Source organism: Vibrio sp. D404a (assembly GCF_030248535.1).
In the GTDB taxonomy this organism is placed as follows: Bacteria; Pseudomonadota; Gammaproteobacteria; order Enterobacterales; family Vibrionaceae; genus Vibrio.
This window is the reverse complement of sequence record NZ_JAHGAJ010000005.1, coordinates 163,853-188,037: the sequence shown is the minus strand read 5'-3', so window position 1 is coordinate 188,037 and position 24,185 is coordinate 163,853. Positions and strand designations below refer to the sequence as shown.

At 44.7% G+C, this 24,185-nt stretch carries 21 protein-coding genes and 1 pseudogene; 12 read left to right on the top strand and 10 right to left on the bottom strand.

Annotated features, from left to right (window positions below; genetic code table 11):
- Positions 1 to 10: 10 nt before the first annotated feature.
- Together KI655_RS03635 and KI655_RS03630 are read right to left on the bottom strand one after the other, a co-directional pair.
- Positions 11 to 2,137 (bottom strand): MFS transporter, encoded by a 2,127-nt coding sequence (locus KI655_RS03635; protein WP_285401824.1) that lies wholly within the window; start codon positions 2,135 to 2,137, stop codon positions 11 to 13.
- Positions 2,134 to 2,874: a hypothetical protein gene (locus tag KI655_RS03630; RefSeq protein ID WP_285401822.1), complete on the bottom strand. Its 741-nt coding sequence runs from the start codon at positions 2,872 to 2,874 to the stop codon at positions 2,134 to 2,136. Before KI655_RS03630 ends, KI655_RS03635 begins: the two co-directional genes overlap by 4 nt.
- 401 nt (positions 2,875 to 3,275) lie before the next feature.
- Here KI655_RS03630 and KI655_RS03625 point away from each other — a divergent pair, with 401 nt between their 5' ends.
- Positions 3,276 to 4,838, top strand: coding sequence for an HD domain-containing phosphohydrolase (locus tag KI655_RS03625; protein ID WP_285401820.1), 1,563 nt, complete (start codon positions 3,276 to 3,278; stop codon positions 4,836 to 4,838).
- Positions 4,838 to 6,211, top strand: a complete 1,374-nt coding sequence (locus KI655_RS03620) for a sensor histidine kinase (protein ID WP_285401818.1) — start codon at positions 4,838 to 4,840, stop codon at positions 6,209 to 6,211. The genes KI655_RS03625 and KI655_RS03620 overlap by 1 nt, the downstream gene beginning before the upstream one ends.
- 196 nt (positions 6,212 to 6,407) lie before the next feature.
- On the opposite strand, the gene KI655_RS03615 is transcribed toward KI655_RS03620, so the two are convergent.
- From KI655_RS03615 to KI655_RS03600, 4 genes are all read right to left on the bottom strand, one after another.
- Positions 6,408 to 7,070 (bottom strand): transmembrane anchor protein, encoded by a 663-nt coding sequence (locus tag KI655_RS03615; RefSeq protein ID WP_285401816.1) that lies wholly within the window; start codon positions 7,068 to 7,070, stop codon positions 6,408 to 6,410.
- 18 nt (positions 7,071 to 7,088) lie between these two features.
- Positions 7,089 to 7,733, bottom strand: a complete 645-nt coding sequence (locus KI655_RS03610) for a HupE/UreJ family protein (protein ID WP_285402009.1) — start codon at positions 7,731 to 7,733, stop codon at positions 7,089 to 7,091.
- 155 nt (positions 7,734 to 7,888) lie between these two features.
- On the bottom strand, positions 7,889 to 8,308 hold the full coding sequence (locus tag KI655_RS03605) for a hypothetical protein (protein ID WP_285401814.1): 420 nt from the start codon (positions 8,306 to 8,308) through the stop codon (positions 7,889 to 7,891).
- A 182-nt stretch (positions 8,309 to 8,490) separates the two neighbouring features.
- On the bottom strand, positions 8,491 to 9,684 hold the full coding sequence (locus tag KI655_RS03600) for a benzoate/H(+) symporter BenE family transporter (protein ID WP_285401812.1): 1,194 nt from the start codon (positions 9,682 to 9,684) through the stop codon (positions 8,491 to 8,493).
- Between the two features lie 102 nt (positions 9,685 to 9,786).
- Between KI655_RS03600 and KI655_RS03595 the strand changes: the two genes are divergently transcribed.
- From KI655_RS03595 to KI655_RS03575, 6 genes and pseudogenes are all read left to right on the top strand, one after another.
- A complete protein-coding gene (locus KI655_RS03595) occupies positions 9,787 to 10,347 on the top strand; it encodes a helix-turn-helix domain-containing protein (RefSeq protein ID WP_285401810.1) in 561 nt (186 codons plus the stop codon).
- Positions 10,348 to 10,512: 165 nt separating this feature from the next.
- Positions 10,513 to 11,352: a patatin family protein gene (locus KI655_RS03590; RefSeq protein ID WP_285401808.1), complete on the top strand. Its 840-nt coding sequence runs from the start codon at positions 10,513 to 10,515 to the stop codon at positions 11,350 to 11,352.
- Between the two features lie 253 nt (positions 11,353 to 11,605).
- Complete coding sequence (locus KI655_RS03585; protein WP_285401806.1) at positions 11,606 to 12,067, top strand: hypothetical protein; 462 nt, start codon at positions 11,606 to 11,608, stop codon at positions 12,065 to 12,067.
- Between the two features lie 290 nt (positions 12,068 to 12,357).
- Complete coding sequence (locus KI655_RS24145) at positions 12,358 to 12,543, top strand: hypothetical protein (protein WP_373417253.1); 186 nt, start codon at positions 12,358 to 12,360, stop codon at positions 12,541 to 12,543.
- Positions 12,522 to 12,779, top strand: a pseudogene (locus KI655_RS03580) (calcium:proton antiporter); the annotation flags it as partial. The gene KI655_RS24145 and the pseudogene KI655_RS03580, both read left to right, overlap by 22 nt.
- A gap of 3 nt (positions 12,780 to 12,782) precedes the next feature.
- Complete coding sequence (locus KI655_RS03575; RefSeq protein ID WP_285401804.1) at positions 12,783 to 13,106, top strand: hypothetical protein; 324 nt, start codon at positions 12,783 to 12,785, stop codon at positions 13,104 to 13,106.
- Positions 13,107 to 13,212: 106 nt separating this feature from the next.
- Here KI655_RS03575 and KI655_RS03570 read toward each other — a convergent pair whose 3' ends face one another.
- Positions 13,213 to 14,406, bottom strand: coding sequence for an acetate/propionate family kinase (locus KI655_RS03570; RefSeq protein WP_285401802.1), 1,194 nt, complete (start codon positions 14,404 to 14,406; stop codon positions 13,213 to 13,215).
- 387 nt (positions 14,407 to 14,793) lie between these two features.
- On the opposite strand from KI655_RS03570, the gene KI655_RS03565 reads away from it, so the two are divergent.
- Positions 14,794 to 16,395, top strand: a complete 1,602-nt coding sequence (locus KI655_RS03565; RefSeq protein WP_285401800.1) for a bifunctional diguanylate cyclase/phosphodiesterase — start codon at positions 14,794 to 14,796, stop codon at positions 16,393 to 16,395.
- Positions 16,396 to 16,548: 153 nt separating this feature from the next.
- On the opposite strand, the gene KI655_RS03560 is transcribed toward KI655_RS03565, so the two are convergent.
- Positions 16,549 to 18,501 (bottom strand): DEAD/DEAH box helicase, encoded by a 1,953-nt coding sequence (locus tag KI655_RS03560; protein ID WP_285401798.1) that lies wholly within the window; start codon positions 18,499 to 18,501, stop codon positions 16,549 to 16,551.
- A 388-nt stretch (positions 18,502 to 18,889) separates the two neighbouring features.
- On the opposite strand from KI655_RS03560, the gene rnb reads away from it, so the two are divergent.
- Positions 18,890 to 20,896 (top strand): exoribonuclease II, encoded by a 2,007-nt coding sequence (gene rnb, locus KI655_RS03555; RefSeq protein WP_285401796.1) that lies wholly within the window; start codon positions 18,890 to 18,892, stop codon positions 20,894 to 20,896.
- A gap of 172 nt (positions 20,897 to 21,068) precedes the next feature.
- Positions 21,069 to 21,884 (top strand): AraC family transcriptional regulator, encoded by an 816-nt coding sequence (locus tag KI655_RS03550; protein ID WP_285401794.1) that lies wholly within the window; start codon positions 21,069 to 21,071, stop codon positions 21,882 to 21,884.
- A 54-nt stretch (positions 21,885 to 21,938) separates the two neighbouring features.
- Here KI655_RS03550 and KI655_RS03545 read toward each other — a convergent pair whose 3' ends face one another.
- Entirely contained in the window at positions 21,939 to 22,301 is a 363-nt protein-coding gene (locus KI655_RS03545) for a DUF3024 domain-containing protein (protein ID WP_285401792.1), read from the bottom strand.
- A 213-nt stretch (positions 22,302 to 22,514) separates the two neighbouring features.
- On the opposite strand from KI655_RS03545, the gene KI655_RS03540 reads away from it, so the two are divergent.
- Positions 22,515 to 23,330: a phosphate ABC transporter substrate-binding protein gene (locus tag KI655_RS03540; RefSeq protein WP_285401790.1), complete on the top strand. Its 816-nt coding sequence runs from the start codon at positions 22,515 to 22,517 to the stop codon at positions 23,328 to 23,330.
- A gap of 69 nt (positions 23,331 to 23,399) precedes the next feature.
- On the opposite strand, the gene KI655_RS03535 is transcribed toward KI655_RS03540, so the two are convergent.
- On the bottom strand, positions 23,400 to 24,101 hold the full coding sequence (locus KI655_RS03535; protein WP_285401788.1) for a MaoC family dehydratase: 702 nt from the start codon (positions 24,099 to 24,101) through the stop codon (positions 23,400 to 23,402).
- Positions 24,102 to 24,185 lie beyond the last annotated feature (84 nt).

Below are 24,185 nucleotides of genomic sequence, written 5' to 3'. Positions count from 1 at the left end.
AGTGGCAGTCCTATTGAGCAGCGCGCTCAGGCATTCTGAGGATCATAAACATGGCAATACCCGCTAGGAAAATACCGCCGCCGACTATGGTCATCGCCTCACCGAAGCTATGACTGATTAATAACGAAGCCACCAAAATAGGGCCGATAACACTACCAATTCGCTCGGATGTACGAAGTAAGCCAAGTACTTCAGTGCGTCCAACTTCTGGAGTTGCTTCTGACGCTTCAAGAGCACAAGCAATCAACGGCGCTTTCAGAATCGAGTGGGCGATACCCATGAGTGTGACCGCCAATAGAATCTTAAACACAGAATCTTCACCGTACATCGAAACCAAGATCGCCCCTGACAACAAAGTACCCAATACCACCAATTGCTTCGTTTTTTGCGTACGGTCGGCAATACCCGAAGCAATTGGACTCAGCGGAATGATCACCAATGAGTAGATCATCATGACACGACCAATTTCTGATTGGCTGGCATCTAAAGAAACAAGGTAGAGAGGAACGAGGAAATATAAGAAACCCGTTAGTACGATCTTCGCTGGGATCGCACAGAACAAGATCACAGCCATGAAACGTAAGTTCTTAGCTAATAAGAAAACACTGCCCTTAGCTGCTGCTTTGCCTTTAGCACCATCGCCAGAGACATCCCCAATAAACATGCGCCATGCAAGGAAACCTGCGAAAGCCGCTAATAATGCCGAGAGTAAGAACACCGGTTGGTAGCCGATGCGATCCGCGATGATCGCGCCAAGCGCCGTACCACACATGGTCGCTGTCATTAGGACACCAACAAAAATCGACATGCCTTTCGCTCGGTTTTCAGGCGTAATCACAGCGGCGATATAGCTTTGACAACTGATGGTGATGATCGCGTAGCCGAAGGCCGTCACACCACGGGCAATCACAATGTCCATGCTGTCTTGGGCAAAGGCACACCCGAAGTAACCACCAATTGCTGGAATCAAGCCCAACAAGAACAGTTGTTTTTGTCCCCATCGGTCAACCCACTTAGCAGCAAATGGCGTACAAGCTGCGATGACAAACATGAAAACGGAAATTGGTAGCCCCAGCATCACGTCCTTTGAGATCCAGCTTGTTGGCTTATAGAACTCATTAACGAAAAGAGGCATGAAAGACTTAGAAAGCTCTTCTGCGAAAGAGAACACAAACAATGGGATACGAGCGTCAACAATGTTGCCCTTATGAAATCCAAGTTTGCTCTCTAGACTGAAACGCTCTGAAATGCTGGATAACTTTGAGGTAACCGTGTTCTGCTCAGCCTGCCCATCGGAATTCGATTTAGACGAGATAAAACGGGAGAACAGAGCTTTAAATCGAGACTGAAGATCTTTCGAATCGTCATTTAGACGCTGAGAGAACAAACCAATCACGCCGTGATAACTGGTTCTCTCATTAACTGAAAAGTCCCCTTTCACCTGACGTTTTAGTATCGACTCGGACTCTTCTAAAGGTCCCGATACATAAAACATCACCACAACCATCACCACTTCAAAACAGACCAATAGCACTGCAATCAGAACGATAGCGATATCAAAAAAGATATCTGTTAACTGGGACTGAACAAAAGTAGAGCTCAAGCCAACATAGATGCGCCCGGAAACCTCTTCTGCGCCTTGGATCGCCAATTGAAACACATCACTCTGTGCGGAATCAGCACTAAACAAAGAAGGGAGCAAGCTTGGCAGTTCTTTAAATACCACAACCAGACGTTCAAGGAATGTCGCTGACAGGTATTGATTCGACACCTTTTCAAAGGCTACTGCATAGGTTGGGTCTAATGTTTCGACTGCACCAGAACGGTAAAGCACATCTTCATTCTGGGTGATCGCAACGAAGGTAAGTTCTGGATAGGTGGCTAACGTATCGTCCAGATAAGTGTCCATACCTTTGATCTGCTCAAAAGGTACACCGACATCGATCGCCAATTCCACATCATCTTGGATATTTTGCGCAATCGCACTCGCCTTCTTAAGCAGTTCAGGTTTGATGGAGAAGTTAAACTCAACCAAGGTGTAGGCTGCACTCAAAAATGAAGCAAAAAAGGCACTGACGATAGTGATCCAGATTAGGCGTTTGTTGATTAACCCCGCCATAGTATGAACTCTACTCATTTGATCACCTCAGTATCTTGTTTCTCCTGCTTCTTCGAGAGCTCTTTCAATCTTTCTAGCTCTGCAGATACTTCAGCTTTCATTTTCTCGCTCTGTTTGATTTGGTCAGCGAAGGTTTGACTCATGGTTCCTTGCGGTGCTTGATCCAAAAGCTGTTTATCGCCTTTCGAGTACTTCTGGATAAGGTCTATAACCCCCGCAACGTCACCAAAGCCAAGTCGAACCACTAAGAAAACCACTAAAGCCGTGATAAGGAAGATCACCACCGTCGCTTCAAGAAGGTGCAGCCTAACTAAGGCATAGACACCAAATAACGCGGTCTTGTCGTACTCAATAACAATGCTGCCAGACAGGTTTCCAAAGCTATCGAGCGTTTGTAGGCCACTGTAAAGTTGCGAGTCATCGTTGTAAGACCAACGTGCTTCATTCGATGTTAGGGCTCGTCGTAGAACTTCGGGAGGTACATGTGTGCCTTGAGTGGTCGAAGAGTGGATAAGGACATCGCCGTTCTGGTTCACTAATGAGATAGCCGTAACGTCAGATTCACGAACTCTCGCATGATCGAACTGATCTTTGAGGTTATCGGCCGATTCAAATGGAATACCCATTCGGTCGACACGTTCCATAGAGGTTTTAAGCGAAGAGGAGATCACATCTAGCTTTGACGACACAACGTTCGACATCACACTGTCGAACTTCATGTAATTCATCAAATACAGAAGTCCCAATACAGACATTAGGATTATCCATACTGTAATCACTAGCCTTAAATGAACTTCAAAGAATGCTCTCATCTTCCCAACCTCTTGATGAAGAAGTACCGCTAATCACGAACTTTGGAAATACTCCATATGCATGTACTTTTGGGAAACCCATAAATAAACAAAGGTATTTCTTATAAAACATACATAATTTAATATTTAAAGTAACAATGAGGTAACAATATAACAACCACTTAATTACTAGGTGTAAAACTATTATTGGTCAAACTAAGGCACGTCTAAAATTGCTTTTGTGGCAATAAGTTCTAAGTTTTAATTGAATTTAATCGCAAAATTTGACTTTCCAGAAAATCTCGCTTGAAGTTACCCGAGAAATTAGGTTAGAAACTTGCGCTCTTGATGTTAAGGATAACAATATGCCCAACTCTCTTTTTTCTATGGGTCAGAAAGGGAAAGACCGCTCCCCCAAAATAATGGACGAGCCTGAGTCGAAAATAGTAGCCCGACCATGGAAAGTACTACTTATTGATGATGAGCCTGATGTCATTGCGGTATCGAAAATGGCGCTATCAGGCTTGAAATTTCATAAAAGCCCTATAGAAATACTCTCTGCGTCATCCGCAAAACAAGCGCAAGAAATACTCGAAACACACTCAGATATTGCGCTCGCATTGGTCGATGTAGTGATGGAAACGGACAGCGCTGGCCTTGATTTAATCCACTGGATTCGTGAAACAAAGAACAATAAGCAGATAAGATTAGTTCTGAGAACGGGGCAACCAGGTCAAGCCCCCGAAGAAAAAGTCATCAATACCTATGAAATTAATGACTATAAGAATAAAACTGAGCTAAATGCGACACGTCTCAAAACTTCAGTTTTAACGGCATTACGAGCGTACCGAGACATACGAATCATCTCCTCCAACCAGAACAGGTTGGAGCAGTTACTGTCCTCAACTGAGACCATTTTGGCTCATTCAGAGGTGAAAGACTTCCTCTGCACCGCGCATTCTGAGCTCAAACAATTTCTAAAACACGACCATTTACAGTTGGCAATCAACATCGAAAGCCAAATGCCCTACGCTCAACCCGTCCGAAAGCAGTACTTAATCAACGATGACAATGAGTTTATTGAGGCTGGCTCCATTGACGTCGTCGAGGCTTTGATTGCTAATTTACCTACAACAAAGCCAGACAAACCCATCATTGATGTAAATAACGAACGTTTATTGCACTGTTTAAAAATCAATGAGTTCGAACATATTACGATTGGCTTTAATTTCCAAAAGCCAATATCAAAAGGGGTCAGTAACCTACTGCCGCACTTCACATCTAACTTTGTATTAGTGTTTAAAAACCTACTCTCAAATCACGAGATCCAAGAGGTGCAGCAACAATTGATGCTGATGCTCAGTGAAGCTATTGAGACACGTTCAAAAGAGACTGGCGCTCACGTATTAAGGGTGGCACTGATCTGTGAATATATTGCGACCCAACTAGGTTTAGGTAAAAAGCACGTTCAAATCATCAAGCACGCCGCTCCAATGCATGACCTCGGCAAGATTGGCGTACCTGAGAGTATCCTACATAAGCCTGCAGCCCTCTCTGATGAAGAGTGGGAAGTGATGAAAACGCACCCCACCATTGGCTATAACCTGTTGAGTAAACTCAATTATGGTATTCCACAGATGGGCGCGATGGTTTCGCTCTCGCATCACGAGAAATGGGATGGCTCAGGCTATCCAAATCAAGTCAAAGGGGAAGATATCCCGCTAGAGGGTCGTATCATGGCGATAGCTGATGTCATCGATGCGCTAGGCTCCACCCGCTCTTATAAAAAAGCGTGGCGCGACCAAGACATCATTGACCTAATCGAAGACCAGAAAGGGATTCATTTTGACCCTGAAATTGCGGATGTTGCGATTCAACACTTCGCCGAAATCATGGATATTCGTAAACAGTATCCTGATTCAGATTAATGAGCGCAGCCATTCGTATGCTAACAAAAAAATTAAACGCCCTCCTCGACCATCCAAGTATTGATCTTGGAGACATAGATACAATTGCGAAAGCAAGCCTGAGCCTAATCAGCTCGGGCCTTCATCTATCGGATACAAGCCTATGGCTAACGACCGATAAAAACGACGTTAGCTGTGTCTATATCGAGTGCAACGAACAGACAGAAGTGAAAGAAAATCAGATAATTACGTCAGAACACTTCCAACAATTTCTGGAACAGTTAAAAGATAAAAGTCACTTGGCTTATAGCCATCTCAACGCCGTAAACGGACAATGGCTGGGGCTTTCTGACCTTCACTACTTCCAATCTTGCTTAGTGCCAGTTCGACTAAACCAAGAGGTCATCGGCTTTTTACTGCTCAGGCAGGCACCCCATCGCATTAAACTTGATCAACCAAGTATTCAGCTCACCATCAGCCTCTCGTTTGCTATATCTAGAACCATAAAATCTGCAGAGATAAATCAGAGTTTCGATATCCACACACAGCAAGGGCTTGAGCTTAAGCAAAGTGTGAAAAGCCAGAATGAGAACATCAAACAGATGCTTAAAAACTTGGAGAAATCGCAACAGTACCAAGTAGAAGTTGAAAAGATGGAAGCGCTCGGTCACCTCGTTAATGGTGTGGCTCACGAGGTCAATACCCCCCTTGGGGTCGCCATTACTGCTTTGTCCGTGATGGAAGAGCACATAGACCAATTGGAAAATGCCTACAACAATCAACTTCTGGATGAAAACACCTTTGTTGATTTTTTAGCGGGCGTGCGGCCTGCACATAAAATGACGAGCTCCAATCTCGAACGAGCAGCCAAGTTAGTACAGCAATTCAAACAGACATCGGTCATTGAACACCATGGAGAGGTGGAGGATTTAAATATCCTGACTGTGTTTAATGAATTGATAGAGAGCATTGAGCCAATATACTCCCCTTTTAAGGTAGAGTTTATACTCGAAATATCAGAAACGTTAAACATACGTTTAAATTCCGGTATTCTCGAGCAGATCCTTACAAACTTAATTAATAACAGCTGTATTCATGGCTTCGAATTAAGTAAAGAGGAGAATAATCTAATCTATATAAAAGCTATGGCATCAAACCAAGATATCATCATCAGCTATCAAGATAATGGCATAGGTATAGATGACAGCGTAGCAAGTAAGATCTTTACGCCTTTTTATACCACCAACCGATTAAACGGTGGAACAGGCTTGGGGCTCTCCATTATATATAACCTTATAACCCATAAACTGGGCGGGGATATTAGAGTGGTGGAACAAGAATCTTCTATCGGTGCACACTTTCAAATAAGGCTACCGGGAATATCGTCTAATTAATTTAATTAAACAGCACGCTCTAATAATTGATAGTTAAATACTCGGTGCTTGCTTCTAGTCGTTCGGTTTCATAATAGAATATTATCCTGCCCGAAAACTTAGAGATAACGCCAACCCCTGTAACGAGCAAAAAAGGCCTGACCATCAGTTCACACGTTGACTGATGATACAGGCCTTTATCGTCACTTTATCAGATTTACAACATTCGCTTCATCGCAGAATACTCACCCTTGGTTCGAATGATCACCATAACGGTATTGTCATTTCTGTTCCTGAAGAACCAACCGTGATGTCCAGTGAATGCGGCAACCAACTCCCCTTCGTCATTTGGTACGCCACGCCCTTTTTGATAACTGATGGCGTTACCATTTCCATCACCGTGGGTATCGAAGTTGACCGGACCACCCTTCGCAGACCACGCAAAGGTCGCTTTCTGCCCTTCGGTCATCACAAGCTTCACTTCTGCACCCTCACCCGGTTTTAGCACTAGCATCATCTTGTCTTTCCAAACAGGATTCGTTTGCTGTTCCGAACCTGAACTTGGTTGATTAGCAGAACTTGACTGAGAAGTTGAACTAGGTTTAGAAGCGGATTCGGCTTGAACCACTGGCGCTGAAACAATCACCGCTTGATCGCGTGCTCGATCCGCTTCCGCTTCTTGAGCCAGTTGTGTCTTAATTTCACCCATCTCAGTGAGGCCGAGCAATTTGCCTGCGCCCGTTGGGTCGATCGCATACTCGGCCGGTAGGATAACGGTGATCAGCGTCACCACAGCCACGATAAGTGCAATGAAAGTAGAGCGAACAAGTTGCTTGGTAGTCGGTAACTCGGCTCTGTTTGGCATGTCTGAATTGTACATGGATAATTCCTTTTCTAATTATTGAGCGACAAAGTAGCCCGTCATTTGATACCCGATAAGCATGAAACCAAGGCTCATCATTACTACGTTGACCGAATAAGCTTGGCGATAGAAGCTATCCTGTCTTCGCCAAAAGCCCATCACGATCAAAATGGTGCCGAGCGCGATAAGTTGCCCTATCTCTACACCAATATTGAACGCCAATAGATTGGGAATTAAACCGTCTGGAGAGATATCGTAATCAATGATCTTAGACGACAGTCCAAAACCATGACAGAAACCAAACAGCAAGGTTGCTAGTTTTGTATTCGGTTGAAAACCAAACCAGCGTTGAAATGCACCGAGGTTATCCATCGCTTTATACACCACCGAAAAGCCAATAATGGCGTCGATGATGTAGCTGTTGATCCCGATATTGAAATAGACACCAAGCAACATGGTTGATGAATGCCCCAAGGCAAACAAGCTCACATACAGCGCAATGTGCTTCATCTTATAGAGGAAGAAAATCACACCGAACAGGAACAGCACATGGTCATAACCGGTAACCATGTGTTTTGCCCCTAAGTACATAAAAGAGACAAGGTGTGTCCCAGTAATTTCTTGAATATAGCCTTTGTCACCTTCTGCTACAGCATGGGCCAAAGCTTCACTGCTGACCATGGTACACAAGGCGAGAATAGCAAAGAGCACCCCATTTCTTAGACGAGCACCAACATGGTTGTCGAATCTGCTCACTTCATGGGGAAAGGAATGTTTCATACAAACTCCGATATAAATTTGAATAGTTTTGGCTGCGAACTTTACGCAGCGCGAAATCATACAAATATCGAAGTAATAGGAGGGCGATCTAAAAGGAATGGACTATAGCTGGGCTCACCAGAGACACGGCGATCTCTGACGATACTCAGAAGTTGAGAATCTGCAATAAATAGGTCTGGCTTTAGATGGCCTTTGTCGTGATGATGATTGCTTGCATCATGATGTGAGACAAATTCAGAGCCCTCATCCGTTTGGTTCAACTCTCCCACCGCATGATGATCTATAGCGTGTTGATGACCGGAGTGATGATGGTGTCCGACATGGGACTGATGACCCGTATCTTTATGATGAGCAGCAGGGCTTAAAGACAATAAGCTATGAGAGCGGAATTCACCAATCACAGATGCTGTCGACCCCAGAGCGACGATGACGAGCATCGACCAACTGATAAACTGTTTGTACAGCTTCGACAACATACTGCGGCTTCCATTAGAGTAAGTGTAATCATTTAAGACTGGCACTGTTATATTATAACAGCAACTAAATATCAATGATTCTCATATGAAGGTTTCAAACCATTTCCTAGCCGAAATGAAAAAGCGAGCCTCTCAATTAGCTCGCTGTGTATTAACCTTGAATCTTCGTTGCAATGAGCACATCAAGATTGAGTTGGTGAGGCACTCCTTGCTTGAGACGATCTCGCTTTATAGTCGTGTAACCAACAGCAGAGTAATCCAATACACAGTCCCCAAAATGCACTGCCAATCCCAAGTAAATCAATACCCGATGCAGTAAACAAGAATGCAAACAGCGCTGGCTCACGATACTTATCATCGGCCATTGAGACTGTTAAGCAGCTTAATAGTGTTGGCATCACCGCCAGCCCGGCGACCGCAATGACAACTGCTGTCGGCACTGCACTAAATAGGGAAACAAATGACATGCCCAGTACCGCGGCTAAAAGGTAGAAGACTCCCATCGAAACCCCGGCCATATAGCGCGTCTTTGGATTTGCATCGGCATTCTCCCCCATACAGATCGCACCAGAAATGGCAGCGAGGTTAAAGGTAAATCCCCCAAAAGGCGCCAATAGCAAACCTGTCACACCTGTCGTCGTAATAACCTTTGACGAATCGACTTGGTAGCCATTGGCTTTCAATACCGCAAACCCCGGCAGATTCTGAGAAGCCATTGTGACAATAAATAGTGGGATCCCCACGCTAATCAAAGAGAAAAACTCAAAATCAGGGGCGATATAAACAGGAAGTGTCATCCCTAATGTAACCTCACTCAAGTCGAGCTTTCCTAAGCCAATACACATCGTCAATGCAACAGCAAAGATGCTTGGAATCAATAGGTTTCCTAACCATGTCCTTGCCAAAATAAACATGCCTAGCATCACCACGACAATTTCAACTTCGTCCATTAATGAAGTGAATAACCCTAAGCCAAATTGCAGCAATATGCCCGCTAACATCGCAGAGGCTATGGATGTCGGGATGTGTTTAAGCACCCGTTCAAAAACACCGGCTAAACCCACCAGCGTTATCAACAGAGAGCTAAACAAAAACACCGCGATAGCTTGATTCATTGTTAGACCTTCTAACGAGGTGATAAGTAGCGCAGCCCCCGGCGTCGACCACGCTGTGACAATCGGTTTCTTGTAGTGAAGAGAGAGCAGTATCGTCGATACGCCCATACCAATACCTAGCGCCCAGAACCATGACGCCACTTGCTCTTCCGTCGCCCCTGCGCTCATTGCGGCTTGGTAAATGATCGCAGCGGCACTCGCGTAGCCAATGAAAACCGCGATAAAACCCGTACTGACATGAGAAAATTTTAGCTTCGTCATTTTAATTTCAACCTGTGTGCGTTATAACGTCCTTAAATTAAACTTAGCACTTGTGCGCTATAACGCACAACCTATTTATCGAAAAAAACTTGCCGAGAAAATATGCAAACGGAAATTAAAGTTGGCGATAACCTAAAACGCCTGCGTAAAGAAAAAGGCTGGAGCTTAGATACAACGGCTAAAGCCACAGGAGTGAGTAAAGCCATGCTAGGACAAATTGAGCGTGGTGAATCCAGCCCTACGGTCGCCAAACTGTGGCAAATCGCTTCAGGCTTCGAGGTATCTTTTTCGAGCTTTATCGATGCCAGCTCGAACAATGAACTCACCAGTCTTTTTAGAGACGCAAACGAATTAAGGCGTGAGGAGTACAACGTTGGTTTTTTTGTGAGCTTGCTGTTCCCTTTCGAACCAGCGTTAGGCTTTGAGATTTTCGAACTGACTTTAGCGCCAGAGTACCAGCATGAATCAGAGCCTCATAACTTAGGTGTTACAGAGCACATCTTATGTATTTCAGGTCAAATGGCAGTGCTGTTTGATGGTGAGTGGCACACATTACATGCTGGGCAAGCTGTGCGCTTCAATGCCAATCAAACTCATGGCTACAAAAACGTAGGACCAGAGAACGCTGTTTTTCATAACGTGATCCACTATCCAAATAAATAATGCGTATAACCCTATGTTTGGCTTGGTCTTTTCATTTTTTTGGCGTTGCACCTACACATCTGACCACGAATCTAGTAATAATACAGTTGGACAGTATCTGCTCTATCTGGTCGATGAGTAGCTAAAGGAATAGATTCAGATAAACATTAGGGAGTCGACGTTAGAATGACACAAAAAACAAAACATGCGTTGGTGGTAGAAGGTGGTGCAATGCGAGGCATCTTTGCAGCCGGTGTATTGGACGGATTTTTAGACCACAACTACAACCCATTTGATTTCTGCATCGGTGTTTCTGCTGGCTCAACCAACATAGCCTCTTGGTTATCGAATCAACGTGGTCGAACCCATACCATCATTGCTGACTACTCCTGTAGGCCAGAGTTCATTGACTTTAAAAGATTTGCCAAAGGTGGTCACCTATTAGAGCTAGATTGGTTATGGGATCATATCGCAGAGAACTACCCTTATGACATGCAAGCCTTCAACGAGCAGCCACTGCCCTTTCATGTCGTGACCACCGATGTTGATAATGGAACGGCTGTTTATACTCAAGGGGACGAGGAGAACCTTGAAGAGCTGCTTAAAGCGTCTTGCTCTGTACCTATGGCTTATCGCACGCCACTGACTATTGATGGACGCACCATGATTGATGGCGGCGTGGTTGATTCGATCCCCGTGATTGAGGCGTACAATCGAGGTGCTAAAGAGATCACGGTGATCCTCTCTCAAAAGCAAGGTTATGAAAAACGCCCGCCAAGATCGGCTTGGTTAGTCCGAAAACTATTGAAGAAAACACCTCAGCTTGCTGAAGCAATGATCACTCGTGCAGATCAATACAATCAGACTCTGGCATTCATTAATAACCCGCCACAAGACTGTACCATCAAAGTAATCGCCCCCGAAGATAGCTTTGAAGTCGGTAGGTTAACCACTGATAAAGATAAGCTAGAAGCCGGTTATCAGATGGGACTGCAGGCTGCGAATACCTTGATTCAACAACAGTAGAGTTTACCTAAGGGCTTTAAAGAGGCTGCATATCATGGCAGCCGCTTAAAACATTGATTTTAAGTGCATTAGCAATCATCAGGAATTTGTAAAAACCTAATATCTAAGATTTTACCTTTCTTTAGTTTTCATATCACACTGAGCTGTTAGTATTGGCTCGCTCTCGTGCGAAGAGCTAACTCTCAAGGATTGAGTAACACATTGAGACGACATTATCTTAGAACGCGGTTACAAACTATTTTTGCTAGTCCTTATGCTTACTCACATTGTGAGTGCTAGCCTGTACCCGAACGAAACTGATCACGTCCACTCAAACCAACCTTATGTTAGCCACAGCGTCGCCTCTGAATACCTCTCACTCGATCATTTTTTCATTCAAGATGAAGTAGCCAATGATGCGCGCGTACATGCTGTTACAGACAATGATCCAGGCTCGGATCTAACCAACCATAGCTCTCAATATTTCGCATCAATCCAGCGCAGGCTTACCAGCACAGACCGAAGTGCCACGTTAGGGATAGAGCCCACTTATCACCTACTCGTCGCCTTTAATCCGCCTCCTTTATTGCAGTTAGCGATGGAGCCACGACGACCATTTGCACAACACCTGCATTGGACAAATCAAATCACCACACACGCGTCACGTTTGTCGGGATGGAAAGATTCCAACCTGCTCTATTCGCACATCCACGGAAAACCACTCTCGTTCTCATAATTCAGCTCATGCCTACATCATTTTGATCCCAAAATGATGCGTTTTCGCTCGCCTAAAGAGTGTCATTCATACGGATAAATGGGTGGGGATTGAATAGGCGTCTCCCGTTTATTTATAGAGAATTTGGTTTTAATGATTACACCCAACGCCTCATCAAATGTATTTGATGAAACGGCCGCTTTGCGCGGTCAATACTTGCTGCACACTGCTTACCGCTCTGACATTCAGTGCACCTTTTACTGTCTCTCCACCCAGACATTCACAACGTTAGTGGCGATGGAGGCTGTACTATGAACAAGATTTTGAAAAACGAACTCGTTCTGTTCATCGGTTTTCTCACCGTTATTGGATTTAAGAGTTTCGGTGACACAATGCTTCTGAGTAACATGGGTTCGCTAATGGGCGTATTGCTTGCTCTGACATTGTTTGTCGTGGTTATGAAGGCAATCTTTATAACCAGCTTCAGCGGGCAATGAACCTGTTCTTTGGATCTGTGTTGGCAACCATAGCCCTTACAGTGCCTGCGGTTCTACTGATATCTCATGTTATTAACCAGCCGCTAATTCTGGGGCTAGAGCCAGCGGAAATGATACTCCTTGGAACGACACTGCTGGTGGCAAGTGTCAGCTTTAGCAGTGGTCGCACTAACCCCCTGAATGGCGCGACCCATTTAATCCTATTTATCGCCTATATCATATTGATGTTTGAGTAAGTCATGAAGAAAGTAAAATTATTGGCCGCATTAACGCTTGCCTACACCTCAATCCCGATCGTTTCCGCCACTGAGCTAAGCGAGGTTAGTAACGAACAGTTGGTGCTCTGTGCCAATGTTTCTGGCGTCAATGGCGCCTCTATTACGTCACGCACTGCGTTTAGAAATTATTTAGTCACTAAGCGTAATTACCAGTATTCAAACCTTGTCGAACTAGAGCGGGAATATCTATCAGGGATGACTGAAGGACAGCAAGAGCAAGCAAGAAAAGCGTACCAAGAGCAATGTCAAGAGACTGGTCGACAGCTCTATTTCAAAGGGTTTTAAATAAACAAGGCGCGCAAACAGGTGCATTGTTTTTGAGCTCTTACCATTAAAAGCAAAAGAAGCGAGCCACATGGGCTCGCTTCTTACTGTCTATTTTGAAAAGCTATTACAGAAGCTCTACAGACTGCTTAGCGATTACGAATTCTTCGTTTGTTGGGATAACCATTGCTACTGCGTTTAGTAGCTCAGACTTCGCGATAACGCCTGCTGCGCCAAAGCGTGCATCTTCGTTACCTTTCTCGTCTTCAACAAAACCTAGAAGTTTCAGGTTCGCTAGAATCTCACGACGGATTGGTAGCGAGTTCTCACCGATACCACCTGTAAAGATTACTGCGTCTAGGCTGCTTAGTGGAATCATGTAAGAGCCGATGTATTTCGCAACACGGTAAGTGAAGACTTCAAATGCTAGCTTCGCACCTTCGTGGCCGTTTTCCATCGCTTCTAGGATGCCACGAGCATCAGAAGTTAGGCCAGATACACCTAGGAAGCCAGACTTCTTGTTTAGTGTGTCGAATACTTTTTCAGTCGTCCAACCTTTCTTGATTAGGAACTCGATAACGCCTGGGTCTAGGTCACCAGAGCGCGTACCCATCATTAGGCCCGCAAGTGGTGTGAAGCCCATTGATGTATCAACTGACTTACCGTTTTCGATTGCACATACTGATGCGCCGTTACCTAGGTGAACAGAGATGAAGCTTGATTCTTCAACTGGCTTGTTCAACATTTTTGCAGCTTCGCGACTTACAAAGTAGTGGCTTGTGCCGTGGAAGCCGTAGCGACGGATACCGTATTCTTTGTATAGCTCACCAGAAATCGCACCTGTAAATGCTTTTTGCGGCATTGTTTGGTGGAACGCTGTATCAAACACAGCAAACTGAGGAAGGTGAGGGAAAGCTTGCATAGAAGCTTCGATGCCTTTTGCACCTGCAGGGTTGTGCAGTGGTGCTAGGTCAGACAGGCTTTCGATTTCAGCCAGTACTTCATCGTTGATACGAACCGTAGAAGTGAATTTCTCGCCACCGTGAACGATGCGGTGACCAACAGCAACAAGATCGCTAGAGAAGCCTAGCGTTTCCATTAGTGCAACGATACGAGTAATTGCATGTTGGTGGTGGTTGTCAGGAGCCGTAATCGCTTCTTCAACTTTCTCACCATTGTATTTCCAGCTAATTACCGCTTCTGGAAGGCCAAAACACTCACCTAAGCCGCTAACAACTGCATCACCTGTTACCGAATCGATAACAGCGAATTTAAGAGAAGAACTACCTGAGTTAATAACCAGAACAAACGAATTAGACATTGGATATGGATCCTGTTTCAGTACGAATTTGATGAAGTTTCTACTTCAATTTTATTTAAGCCCATTATTCAATAATTTTTGAATCTTTCAACTTTTGTTTTGAATATTTAACTAAATTAACACAAATTAGTTGATCCTAGTCATTAATTGATTTCTTTTACGCCTGAAAATTAAAAAATAGTTGAATTCAACCAGATGTATATATCTATAAATTATAGAATTTGCGCTCAAAAAAATTTTGTCTCTTATTGATATTCTTAATCAAAAACGGTCATTAATCCATCAGATGGATGTACAATATATGTACTCACCGTAACACATGGTCTACAATAAAATTACAGAACGACAAACCATATAACTAAAATAACGATACAAGGAACGTTACTCTTGTCTATTTTTGCTGCTGCATTAGTCACCCTAGGAATCATCATTCTAGGTATTGGGCTTGTTTTTGCGCATAAGATTTGTCACATCACCGAAAAAAAAGGGTGGAAGCTTCTCTCTGGACTGATTGTCGGTTTTGTTATCGGCTACATCCTATTTCTGGACGCTCTTTTAGTCTTAGATAACATTAACTCGCTGGTGGTGGGTGTTTCTCTGATCCTGTTCTTTGGCAGCATCTTTGTGGTCACGGTCGTACGATTTAGCCTCGCTTCGATCACTGAGCTTAATCAGATGGCAGCTGAAGAGCACCATAACGCCCGTCATGACCTTCTTACTGGTTTACCTAATAGAAGCTACTGCCTACAAGAAATGTCCAGCCGCATTGAGCAGGGCTCGCCTTTCACGGTATTGATGTTTGATGTAGTGAACTTCAAACAAGTGAATGACGCACTGGGTCATCACTGTGGTGATCAACTGTTGATTCAACTTGGACAACGAATTAAAAAACTCACCAAGTCAGATGAGCTTCTAACACGCCTAGGTGGCGATGAGTTTGTGATCATTACCAATCGCAACTCTCAATTCGAGCTCAACCAACTCGTCAGCTATATTGAGTTGGCGCTTAAGGAGCTATTCATTGTTGATCAATTTGAGGTATCGACCAGTGTGGTATTTGGCTCTAGCCACTACCCAGCAGATGCAACAGACATGACGCAGTTGCTCAATTTTGCCGACATTAGTATGTATCAAGCGAAAAGCCAAGGGTTGAGCCTTATCTCCTACGAACCAACCATGATTGAGGGTGCAAAGCAGAACCTTTCGATAGCAAGCCAAATTCAACATGCACTGGATGAAGCGCAGTTTAAACTCTATTACCAACCTATTGTTTGCCCGCATACAGAACAAGTGATTGAGTTTGAAGCCTTAATCCGATGGCAAACGGAAACGGGTGAGTTTATCTCTCCTGCCCAGTTCATTCCCATTGCTGAACAAAGCAACAAGATCACCGATATTACGCTCTGGGTACTTAAGCAGGTCTTTAACGACATAGAGCGATTTCAAGCGCAGAACATTGCCGCACCTATTCATGTAAACCTGTCTGCGAAGGACATTATCGGTGGCAAGGTCTTTAAATTACTGGCTCAAGCCTCTGCCAACAATCCGAATATCACCAAGAGTATTGTTATTGAGATCACCGAAACAGCTGCGATAAGAGACATTCCCAATAGCCAATCCCGATTGGAAAGAATTAAACAGCTTGGTTACCGAATCAGCTTAGATGACTTTGGCACCGGCTATTCTTCTCTAGCTCGATTGAGTGAGTTGCCGATAGATCAGATCAAGATTGATCGCAGCTTCATTAAAGACATTGCCCACAACGAGAAAAACCGAACCATTGTCGAAACCTCGATAGATTTGGCTCACGGGCTCAAATTTGATGTGGTGGTCGAAGGCGTTGAAAACAGAGAAACTCTTGAGGCTCTGATTGAGATGAAGTGCGACCTAATCCAAGGCTACCTGTACAGCCCTCCTAAGCCCCTACCTGGCATTATTAGCTGGACACAACAGTTTCACTCAACTGACAAGCTTCCTCTTGCTTTCTAGCGTTGGATAAGATGCGAGATTATTTTTCAGCCTTTGAAAGTTAAAAGCAAATACTAAACTCAGTATTCGGTGTTAAATCGACAAAGTGATGGGTACAAAAAAGCCGAGCTAGATGCTCGGCTTCTTCTTATTTATACGAGGTAATCTTTAAGATTAACCTTCGCCACGGTCATTGCGACGACCACGGCCGCCATTACCGTTACCATGACCACGTTCGCCACGGTAGTTACCACGGTGATCGCCACCACGGTTACGGTCGAAACGACGCTCGCCATCACGGGCGCCTTCGCGGTTGCCATCACGGTTACCACGGTAGCCGCCACGTCCACCTTCACGGTTACCATCGCGATTGCCGTCACGGTTACCACGGTAACCACCACGACCACCATCACGGCCGCCACGGTTGCCATCACGACCGCCGCCACGACGAGGCTCACGGAAGTCGTTGAAATCAACAACTACAGCGCCAGCTTCTTTTTGACGAATGCGTAGCTTGCTTAGCTTACCAGCAGTTTCAGAGTTCATTGCTTTTGGCAGTTGAACGTAAGTTGAACCTTGGTCAAGCTTGATAGCGCCGATAGAACCTTTAGTTAGGCCTAGTTCGTTCGCTAGTGCGCCAACGATGTCTTTAACTTGAACGCCTTGCTCGCGACCAACTTGAAGCTGGTATGTATCCCAGTCTTGGTTGCTGAAGTCACGACCACCACGGCCACCGTCACGATCGCGGTTTTCACGACGCTCTTTACGACGGTTCTTGTCGCGCTCGATTGCAGCGATCATTGGGTCTTCGCCAATGTAGAACAGTGGACGCTTACCTTGTTGACGCTTAAGAAGCATTGCAGCAAGAGTTGCTGGGTCAATGTCTAGGCTCTCTTGTAGCTTAGAAACTAGCTCAGAGAAGTTCTCTAGAGACTTGTGCTCTTTCTCTGCTTCAAGCTCTGCACCTAGCTTAGCTAGACGAGCTTCTGCTACTTTGTCACGTAGAGGAAGTTGGATTTCTTCCATTGATGACTTAGTTACGCGCTCGATAGTGCGAAGCATACGGATTTGGTTAGTGCGAACTAGAAGGATCGCTTTACCTTTACGTCCAGCACGGCCAGTACGACCAATACGGTGGATGTAAGATTCAACATCGAATGGGATGTCGTAGTTGAATACGTGAGTAATACGTGGAACGTCTAGACCACGTGCAACAACGTCAGTTGCGACTAGGATATCGATAACACCTTCTTTGATGTGATCAACAGTACGCTCACGTAGAGACTGAGGAATGTCACCGTGCAGTGCAGCAGCTTTGAAGCCACGTGCAGATAGCCAATCAGCTAGACGCTCAGTGTCTTGACGTGTACGTACGAATACGATTGACGCGTCAGTCTCTTCAGTTTCAAGAAGACGAGACATTGCTTCGTCTTTCTCTACACCTTTAACAACCCAGAAGTTCTGCGCTACTTTGTCAACTGTGTGGTTAGTACCAGCAACGTCAACTTTCGCTGGGTTACGTAGGTAACGATCAACGATAGTCTTAACCATTGGAGGCATAGTTGCAGAGAATAGTACACGTTGTGCAGATTCTGGAGCTTGCTCAAGGATCCAAGTAACGTCATCTACGAAGCCCATTTTTAGCATTTCATCTGCTTCATCAAGAACAAATGTGTGTGCTTCATCTAGGTGTAGACGGTCACGAGTTAATAAGTCTTTAACACGACCCGGAGTACCAACAACAATGTGAGCACCGCGGCTTAGAGCACGCATTTGGTCAACGATTGAAGCACCACCGTAGATTTCGATAACCTTTAGGCCTTTGATGTCACGACCAAGATTTTTGATTTCCGCAGCAACTTGAATCGCTAGCTCACGAGTAGGAGCCATGATGATTGCTTGTGGTTTGTGTTGGTTTAGGTTGATTTTGTTAAGTAGAGGCAGAGAGAATGCTGCTGTTTTACCAGTACCTGTCTGTGCTTTACCTAGTGCGTCTTTACCTTCAAGAAGAAGAGGAATTGCTGCCGCTTGGATTGGAGTTGGAGATACGAAACCCATGCTATCAAGAGCTGAAAGGATGTTTTCGTTAAGTGCTAATTCATTAAATTGAATTACAGATTCGGACATTGGGATCCCACTATATTAAGTAAACAAAAGGTCCCGGGAGCTCTACCAATTCCAATACTGATCCTATCAGATACTGATTCCGTTCAGTTGCGAAGCAGTAATAAAACGCATCAAGCCATTAGGGACGTCTAAGGGAGGCGGATTATTCCTTAAATGCATAAAAAAAGCCAGAAAAAATTGAAATACATCACATATTTTTCTGATTTACTGAATTTTTGGCTATCTTGTCATCAAAATTTGACGTTAACCCATTCAAATGAGGGTCTATCGTGCAAAGTCACCCACATTCTTTGTCACCATTTAATTTGCGCTGTCACGTGCTTTAAGTAGTAATCAGGCCTCGCAATGATTATAGTGTGCTCAATTGTTCTCGTAAGATAAAAGTAAGATGTTTCAAGATAACCCTCTACTCGCTCAGCTTAAGCAACAAATCCAAGAAACACTTCCTAAAAAGGAAGGCACAATCAAAGCAACAGAAAAAGGCTTTGGTTTTCTAGAAGTAGATAGCAAGACTAGCTACTTTATCCCGCCACCGTATATGAAGAAGTGTGTTCACGGTGACAAAGTGGTCGCGATCATCCGTACTGAGAAAGAACGTGAAGTCGCTGAACCAGAAGAGTTAGTAGAACAAGGTCTTACTCGATTTATCGCTCGCGTTAAGCTTTTCAAAGGCCGCCTAAACGTTGTGCCAGATCACCCTCAGCTTAAAAAGCTGCAACTAAAAGCCAAGGCGAAAAAAGGCCTAAACCCTGAAACGCTAAAAGAAGGCGACTGGGTTGTTGCTCACATCGTTCAGCACCCATTAAAAGGTGATAACGGGTTCCTTGCGCAGATCTCTGAAAAGATCACCGATGCGGACGACAAAATCGCACCTTGGTGGGTAACGCTTGCTCAAAACGATCTACCGAACAGCGAGCCTGAAGGCATCGATAACTGGCAGATCAATGACGATGCGGATTTAGAGCGTATCGACATGACGCACGTACCTTTCGTAACTATCGATGGTGAAAGCACCAAAGATATGGATGATGCTCTGTACGCGAAGAAAAAAGAGAACGGTGATTTCGAACTGACGATTGCTATTGCTGACCCAACAGCTTACATCTCACCAGATGATGAGATGGACAAAGTAGCACGCGATCGTGGCTTCACGATTTACCTACCGGGCCGCAACATTCCAATGCTGCCACGTGATTTAGCAGACAACCTATGTTCACTGATCGAGAACGAAGAGCGCCCTGCGCTTTGCTGTACAGTGACTGTCTCTAAAGACGGTGTGATTGGCGACGATATTAAGTTCTTCGCGGCAAACATTAAGTCTCATGCTCGCCTAGCATACGACAACGTATCCGATTGGCTAGAAACCGGCGCATCTGAGAGGTGGCAACCGAGCGAAGAGATTGCAAACATCGTTTCAGATCTGCATGAATTTGCTAAAGCTCGCTCAGCATGGCGCGCTGCAAATGCCGTAGTATTCCCAGACCGTCCTGACTACCGCTTTGAACTAAGCGAAGATAACGACGTAGTTGCCATTCACGCAGACATGCGCCGCAGCGCAAACAAGCTGGTTGAAGAAGCAATGATCAGCGCAAACATCTGTGCTGGCCGTGTATTAAAAGAGAGCTTCAATCAAGGTGTATTCAACTGCCACGCAGGTTTTAAAGCAGACAAACTGACTGACGTGCTTGAACTAGTAAACCCACAAGCAGAAACGCCATACACTGAAGAGCAGATCGCTTCTCTTGAGGGTTTTGCAGCTCTGCGCCGTTGGTTAGGTTCACTTGAAAGCAACTACTACGACAATCGCATTCGTAAGTTCCAAGCGTACAGCGAAATCAGTAACGAGCCTGCACCGCACTATGCGATGGGTCTAGACATCTACGCGACTTGGACATCACCAATCCGTAAGTACGGTGACATGATTAACCACCGCATGCTGAAAGCACACATTCTAGGCAAAGCTCCAATTCAAACACCTGACGAAACAGTCGGTGAAGAGCTAGCACTGCATCGCCGTCACCACGGTATGGCAGAACGCAACGTAGGCGACTGGTTATACGCTCGCACACTTGCGAATGCACCAGCAGAAGAGACTCGCTTCCAAGCAGAAATCTTCGATATCAATCGCGCTGGTATGCGTATCCGTCTGCTTGAGAACGGTGCAGCAGCATTCGTCCCAGGCTCTCTCATTCTTGATAACAAAGAAAGAATTGAGTGCAATGGTGATATGGGTACTGTATCTATCGATAAAGAAATGGTATACAGATTGGGAGACGTTTTAGAAGTCGTTCTCTCTGAGGTAAACCAAGAAAACCGCAGCTTAGTCGCTAAGCCAACTCAAATCTTTGCAGATCAACCAAGCAAAGAGGAAGAAGCAAGCGAACAAGTGAGCTAATCCTTATTGATAACTCTTCTAAAGGCGCTAATTATTAGCGCCTTTTTTATTGCCGTCTCATCAAAAATAACAACAAAACAAGCTATTATTTCTAAATAGCACTAAGTGACTTTATGCATATTGTACTTAGTGAGGAAGCATTTAGAGCAATCAGAACGTCAAAGAAGTGTGTATGCCATCAATCAACGTCACCCAGTTTAGAAACTTTATCCCCAGGAAACGAGAGCGATACCCAGCCTCAAGAAATGGCATTTTTATCGTTCGCCAAGGCAGTATCTCTTTTGCATTACCCAATGGCTCTCAAGCCTCTCTCCACGCTGGTGAATTTGCGCTCTATAGCTCCGGCGAAGTTCAAGAAATATCAGTTAACACTGAACACGGCGAATTCAACGCCATCTGCCTAGACTTCGATCTCTCAATTTTTCAAAAATTTATCAATCAATTTGGTGACCTAGAATCTGTACGCCCTCCAGAGCGATACATCAAGTTTGATGCTGAGGATATTCACCTATACCAACTCAAGGAGATGCTGCTAACGTTGGCCAGCGAGCCGACTCAAAATGACTACGCAGTCACTCAATTGAGTTTAGCCTTGCTCTCTCTGATGGTTGAGGCGCACCCTTCCCTTTTGGCTGTGATTGGTAGAGCTTCAAAGCTGACCGTGACCCAGAAGGTGATTAATTACATCGAGCAAAACATTGAAGACAATATTTCTCTTGATACGTTAGCCAGTTACATGGGGATGTCGCCGGCCACGTTAAAACGCCGCCTAGCTGCCGAAGATTTGTCCTTCTCGAATCTACTCAAGATTAAGCGAATCGCTCATGCTGCAACGCAACTGAGAACTTCTAACAAGTCGATTACTCAGATAGCCTACGAATCCGGTTTTAAGAGTGCCGCACACTTTAGTACCGCATTCAAAACCTATCATGGAAAAACACCGAAAGATTTTCGTTCTCTGATCGCTCAAAGTCACGCGACAAGATAGAGGTATTGGATTTAAGCCAGGTAAGGCGATTCAGGAAGGACACACTAATGACGCCTAGACCCAGAAGTAAGTTTTTGGGTCTTTTTCTATTTCATGGAGGATTAAATCTAGGTCTTTTGAGCGAGATAAGTAGGGATATGGCCCCCACTGTATCACATCGCCCTGTGACACTTCTTCTAACGGAACCTCCACCAGCCAAGTCGCCTCGCTTTGATTAAACACCACACGTGCGACATCATCGGTATAATCACTGTGCGACGAATCCAGAAGATAATGAGCTTTGGAGAAGATCACGCCACCTTCACACTCTTCAAAGAGCGACTTACCTAACTCAACAGGTAAGCTTTGATTGCGTGATGTGCATAGCTTTTCAGCACCGTGTAGAAGTCGACTAAGCTCAATCTGTATTACCGACATCCACGCCCTCCTTAACACTCATTGAACTGGCTATCACCGCTCTTAAGAGCTTAGATCTGAACTTACCGTTTAGCGAACCCGACTTTGTAAAATGTGAGCAGGCGTTTATGAAATGCCAGTTTTATTGACATAATTCAACCCTATGAAGTTTCACAAAAATGTCATATTTACTACCTATGATATGCGGCAAATGTAATCTAATAGGAGTTGTATATGTTACGAGTCGCTCTTGCCTCTCTTTTATCCCTAGCTTTGTCTTCTCAAACCGTTTTCGCGCAAGAAACCACGATTTCAGGCTCGACCTCTGTCGCTCGTGTTATGGACGTCTTAGCCGAAGAGTACAATAAGACACACCCAGACAACTACATTGCAGTTCAAGGTATTGGTTCAACGGCCGGTATCACGATGGTGAACAAAGGTGTTTCTGACATCGGTATGAGCTCACGTAACTTGACCGACCAAGAGCAGACAGATGACCTTGCAGTTAAGCCAATCGCTTATGACGGCTTGGCTGTTGTTATCAACCGTTCAAATGCTATCTCAAACATTACTCGTGAGCAGTTGTTCAATATCTACAAAGGTAAGGTAACGAACTGGAAAGAAATTGGCGGTGCTGACCAGCCTATCGCGGTTGTGACTCGTGAGGCGTCTTCAGGTTCTCGTTATAGTTTCGAAAGCTTGATGGGGCTGACCAAGATCATCAACGACCGTCAGGTTTCAGACATCAATCCAAACAACCTTGTGGTAAACAGCAACAGCATGGTGAAAACCATTGTTAACCATAACCCACATGCCATTGGTTTCGTTTCTGTTGGCTCTATCGATCGCTCAATCAAAGCCATCACATTCGAGGGTGTTGAACCAACATCGAAAAACATTTCGAACCACAGCTATGAACTTGCTCGACCATTCTTAATCCTATACAAGAAAGAGTCATTCTCTGATGAAGGCAAAGACTTTGTTAAGTTTGTGACTTCGAAACAGGGTCAAGACTTAATCGAAGAATACGGTTACACGCGAGTAAAATAATACTCACCAAAAACGAAAAGAGAGAGCCTAAGCTCTCTCTTTTTTTGTTCTTGTAAAACCAATTCTGGTTTAGAAGTGCAGTTGAATAACTGAAACAACCACAGCACCCGGGCGTCTTACGCCTTCAATCTCTACGCGAATCTCGCGCTCAATCTCAAGACCTTTGCGGATAGGTGTCACTTTAGTTAATGTGCTTTTTGCGCGTACATTGTTGCCTGATTTCACAGGGTATGGGAAACGCACTTGGTTTAAACCAATGTTCACCACCATTTTGGCGGTCGGGAATTGAGACTTATCTGGATCGACGCTGTCTGTTAGACGCGGAAGCAGAGAAAGAGTCAAGAAGCCGTGTGCAATAGTCGTCTTGAACGGTGAATCAGATTCTGCTTTTTCAGGGTTCGTGTGAATCCACTGCATATCTTCTGTCACTTCGCCAAACTGGTTGATGCGTTCTTGGCCTACATGGATCCAGTCACCCGTGTGGATCACTTCACCAATTTGCGCAGATAGCTCATCATAAACCGCTTGTGCTGCAGGCTTAAGCTCGATCGGCTTCTCTACTGGCGTGACCTCTACCGGCTTAACTGGTGCATCTTCATTAACTGCTGGTTGGTGATGATCACGCACCCAAGCAAAGAAGTGGCTGTTTTGCGTGCGGTTCAGAAAGTCGCCCCAATACTCTCTTAGAGTTGGAGACATCCATTGCATAAACTCTGAGTGCTGTGACGAAACACTATCACTACGGTGTTTAAATAAATCAATGACCTTCATAAGAACCTCAATGCACAAAAAATTCAACTTAACCCGCTAATTTTGAAACACTTCACAATATTGTGCAAACTTTTTCGAGCATAC

Bases quoted from the DNA above. Each gene is read 5' to 3' on its own strand.
- KI655_RS03635 (WP_285401824.1), bottom strand. From the start codon at position 2,137: ATGAGTAGAGTTCATACTATGGCGGGGTTAATCAACAAACGCCTAATC.
- KI655_RS03630 (WP_285401822.1), bottom strand. From the start codon at position 2,874: ATGTCTGTATTGGGACTTCTGTATTTGATGAATTACATGAAGTTCGAC.
- KI655_RS03625 (WP_285401820.1), top strand. From the start codon at position 3,276: ATGCCCAACTCTCTTTTTTCTATGGGTCAGAAAGGGAAAGACCGCTCC.
- KI655_RS03620 (WP_285401818.1), top strand. From the start codon at position 4,838: ATGAGCGCAGCCATTCGTATGCTAACAAAAAAATTAAACGCCCTCCTC.
- KI655_RS03615 (WP_285401816.1), bottom strand. From the start codon at position 7,070: ATGTACAATTCAGACATGCCAAACAGAGCCGAGTTACCGACTACCAAG.
- KI655_RS03610 (WP_285402009.1), bottom strand. From the start codon at position 7,733: ATGGTCAGCAGTGAAGCTTTGGCCCATGCTGTAGCAGAAGGTGACAAA.
- KI655_RS03605 (WP_285401814.1), bottom strand. From the start codon at position 8,308: ATGTTGTCGAAGCTGTACAAACAGTTTATCAGTTGGTCGATGCTCGTC.
- KI655_RS03600 (WP_285401812.1), bottom strand. From the start codon at position 9,684: ATGACGAAGCTAAAATTTTCTCATGTCAGTACGGGTTTTATCGCGGTT.
- KI655_RS03595 (WP_285401810.1), top strand. From the start codon at position 9,787: ATGCAAACGGAAATTAAAGTTGGCGATAACCTAAAACGCCTGCGTAAA.
- KI655_RS03590 (WP_285401808.1), top strand. From the start codon at position 10,513: ATGACACAAAAAACAAAACATGCGTTGGTGGTAGAAGGTGGTGCAATG.
- KI655_RS03585 (WP_285401806.1), top strand. From the start codon at position 11,606: ATGCTTACTCACATTGTGAGTGCTAGCCTGTACCCGAACGAAACTGAT.
- KI655_RS24145 (WP_373417253.1), top strand. From the start codon at position 12,358: ATGAACAAGATTTTGAAAAACGAACTCGTTCTGTTCATCGGTTTTCTC.
- KI655_RS03575 (WP_285401804.1), top strand. From the start codon at position 12,783: ATGAAGAAAGTAAAATTATTGGCCGCATTAACGCTTGCCTACACCTCA.
- KI655_RS03570 (WP_285401802.1), bottom strand. From the start codon at position 14,406: ATGTCTAATTCGTTTGTTCTGGTTATTAACTCAGGTAGTTCTTCTCTT.
- KI655_RS03560 (WP_285401798.1), bottom strand. From the start codon at position 18,501: ATGTCCGAATCTGTAATTCAATTTAATGAATTAGCACTTAACGAAAAC.
- rnb (WP_285401796.1), top strand. From the start codon at position 18,890: ATGTTTCAAGATAACCCTCTACTCGCTCAGCTTAAGCAACAAATCCAA.
- KI655_RS03550 (WP_285401794.1), top strand. From the start codon at position 21,069: ATGCCATCAATCAACGTCACCCAGTTTAGAAACTTTATCCCCAGGAAA.
- KI655_RS03545 (WP_285401792.1), bottom strand. From the start codon at position 22,301: ATGTCGGTAATACAGATTGAGCTTAGTCGACTTCTACACGGTGCTGAA.
- KI655_RS03540 (WP_285401790.1), top strand. From the start codon at position 22,515: ATGTTACGAGTCGCTCTTGCCTCTCTTTTATCCCTAGCTTTGTCTTCT.
- KI655_RS03535 (WP_285401788.1), bottom strand. From the start codon at position 24,101: ATGAAGGTCATTGATTTATTTAAACACCGTAGTGATAGTGTTTCGTCA.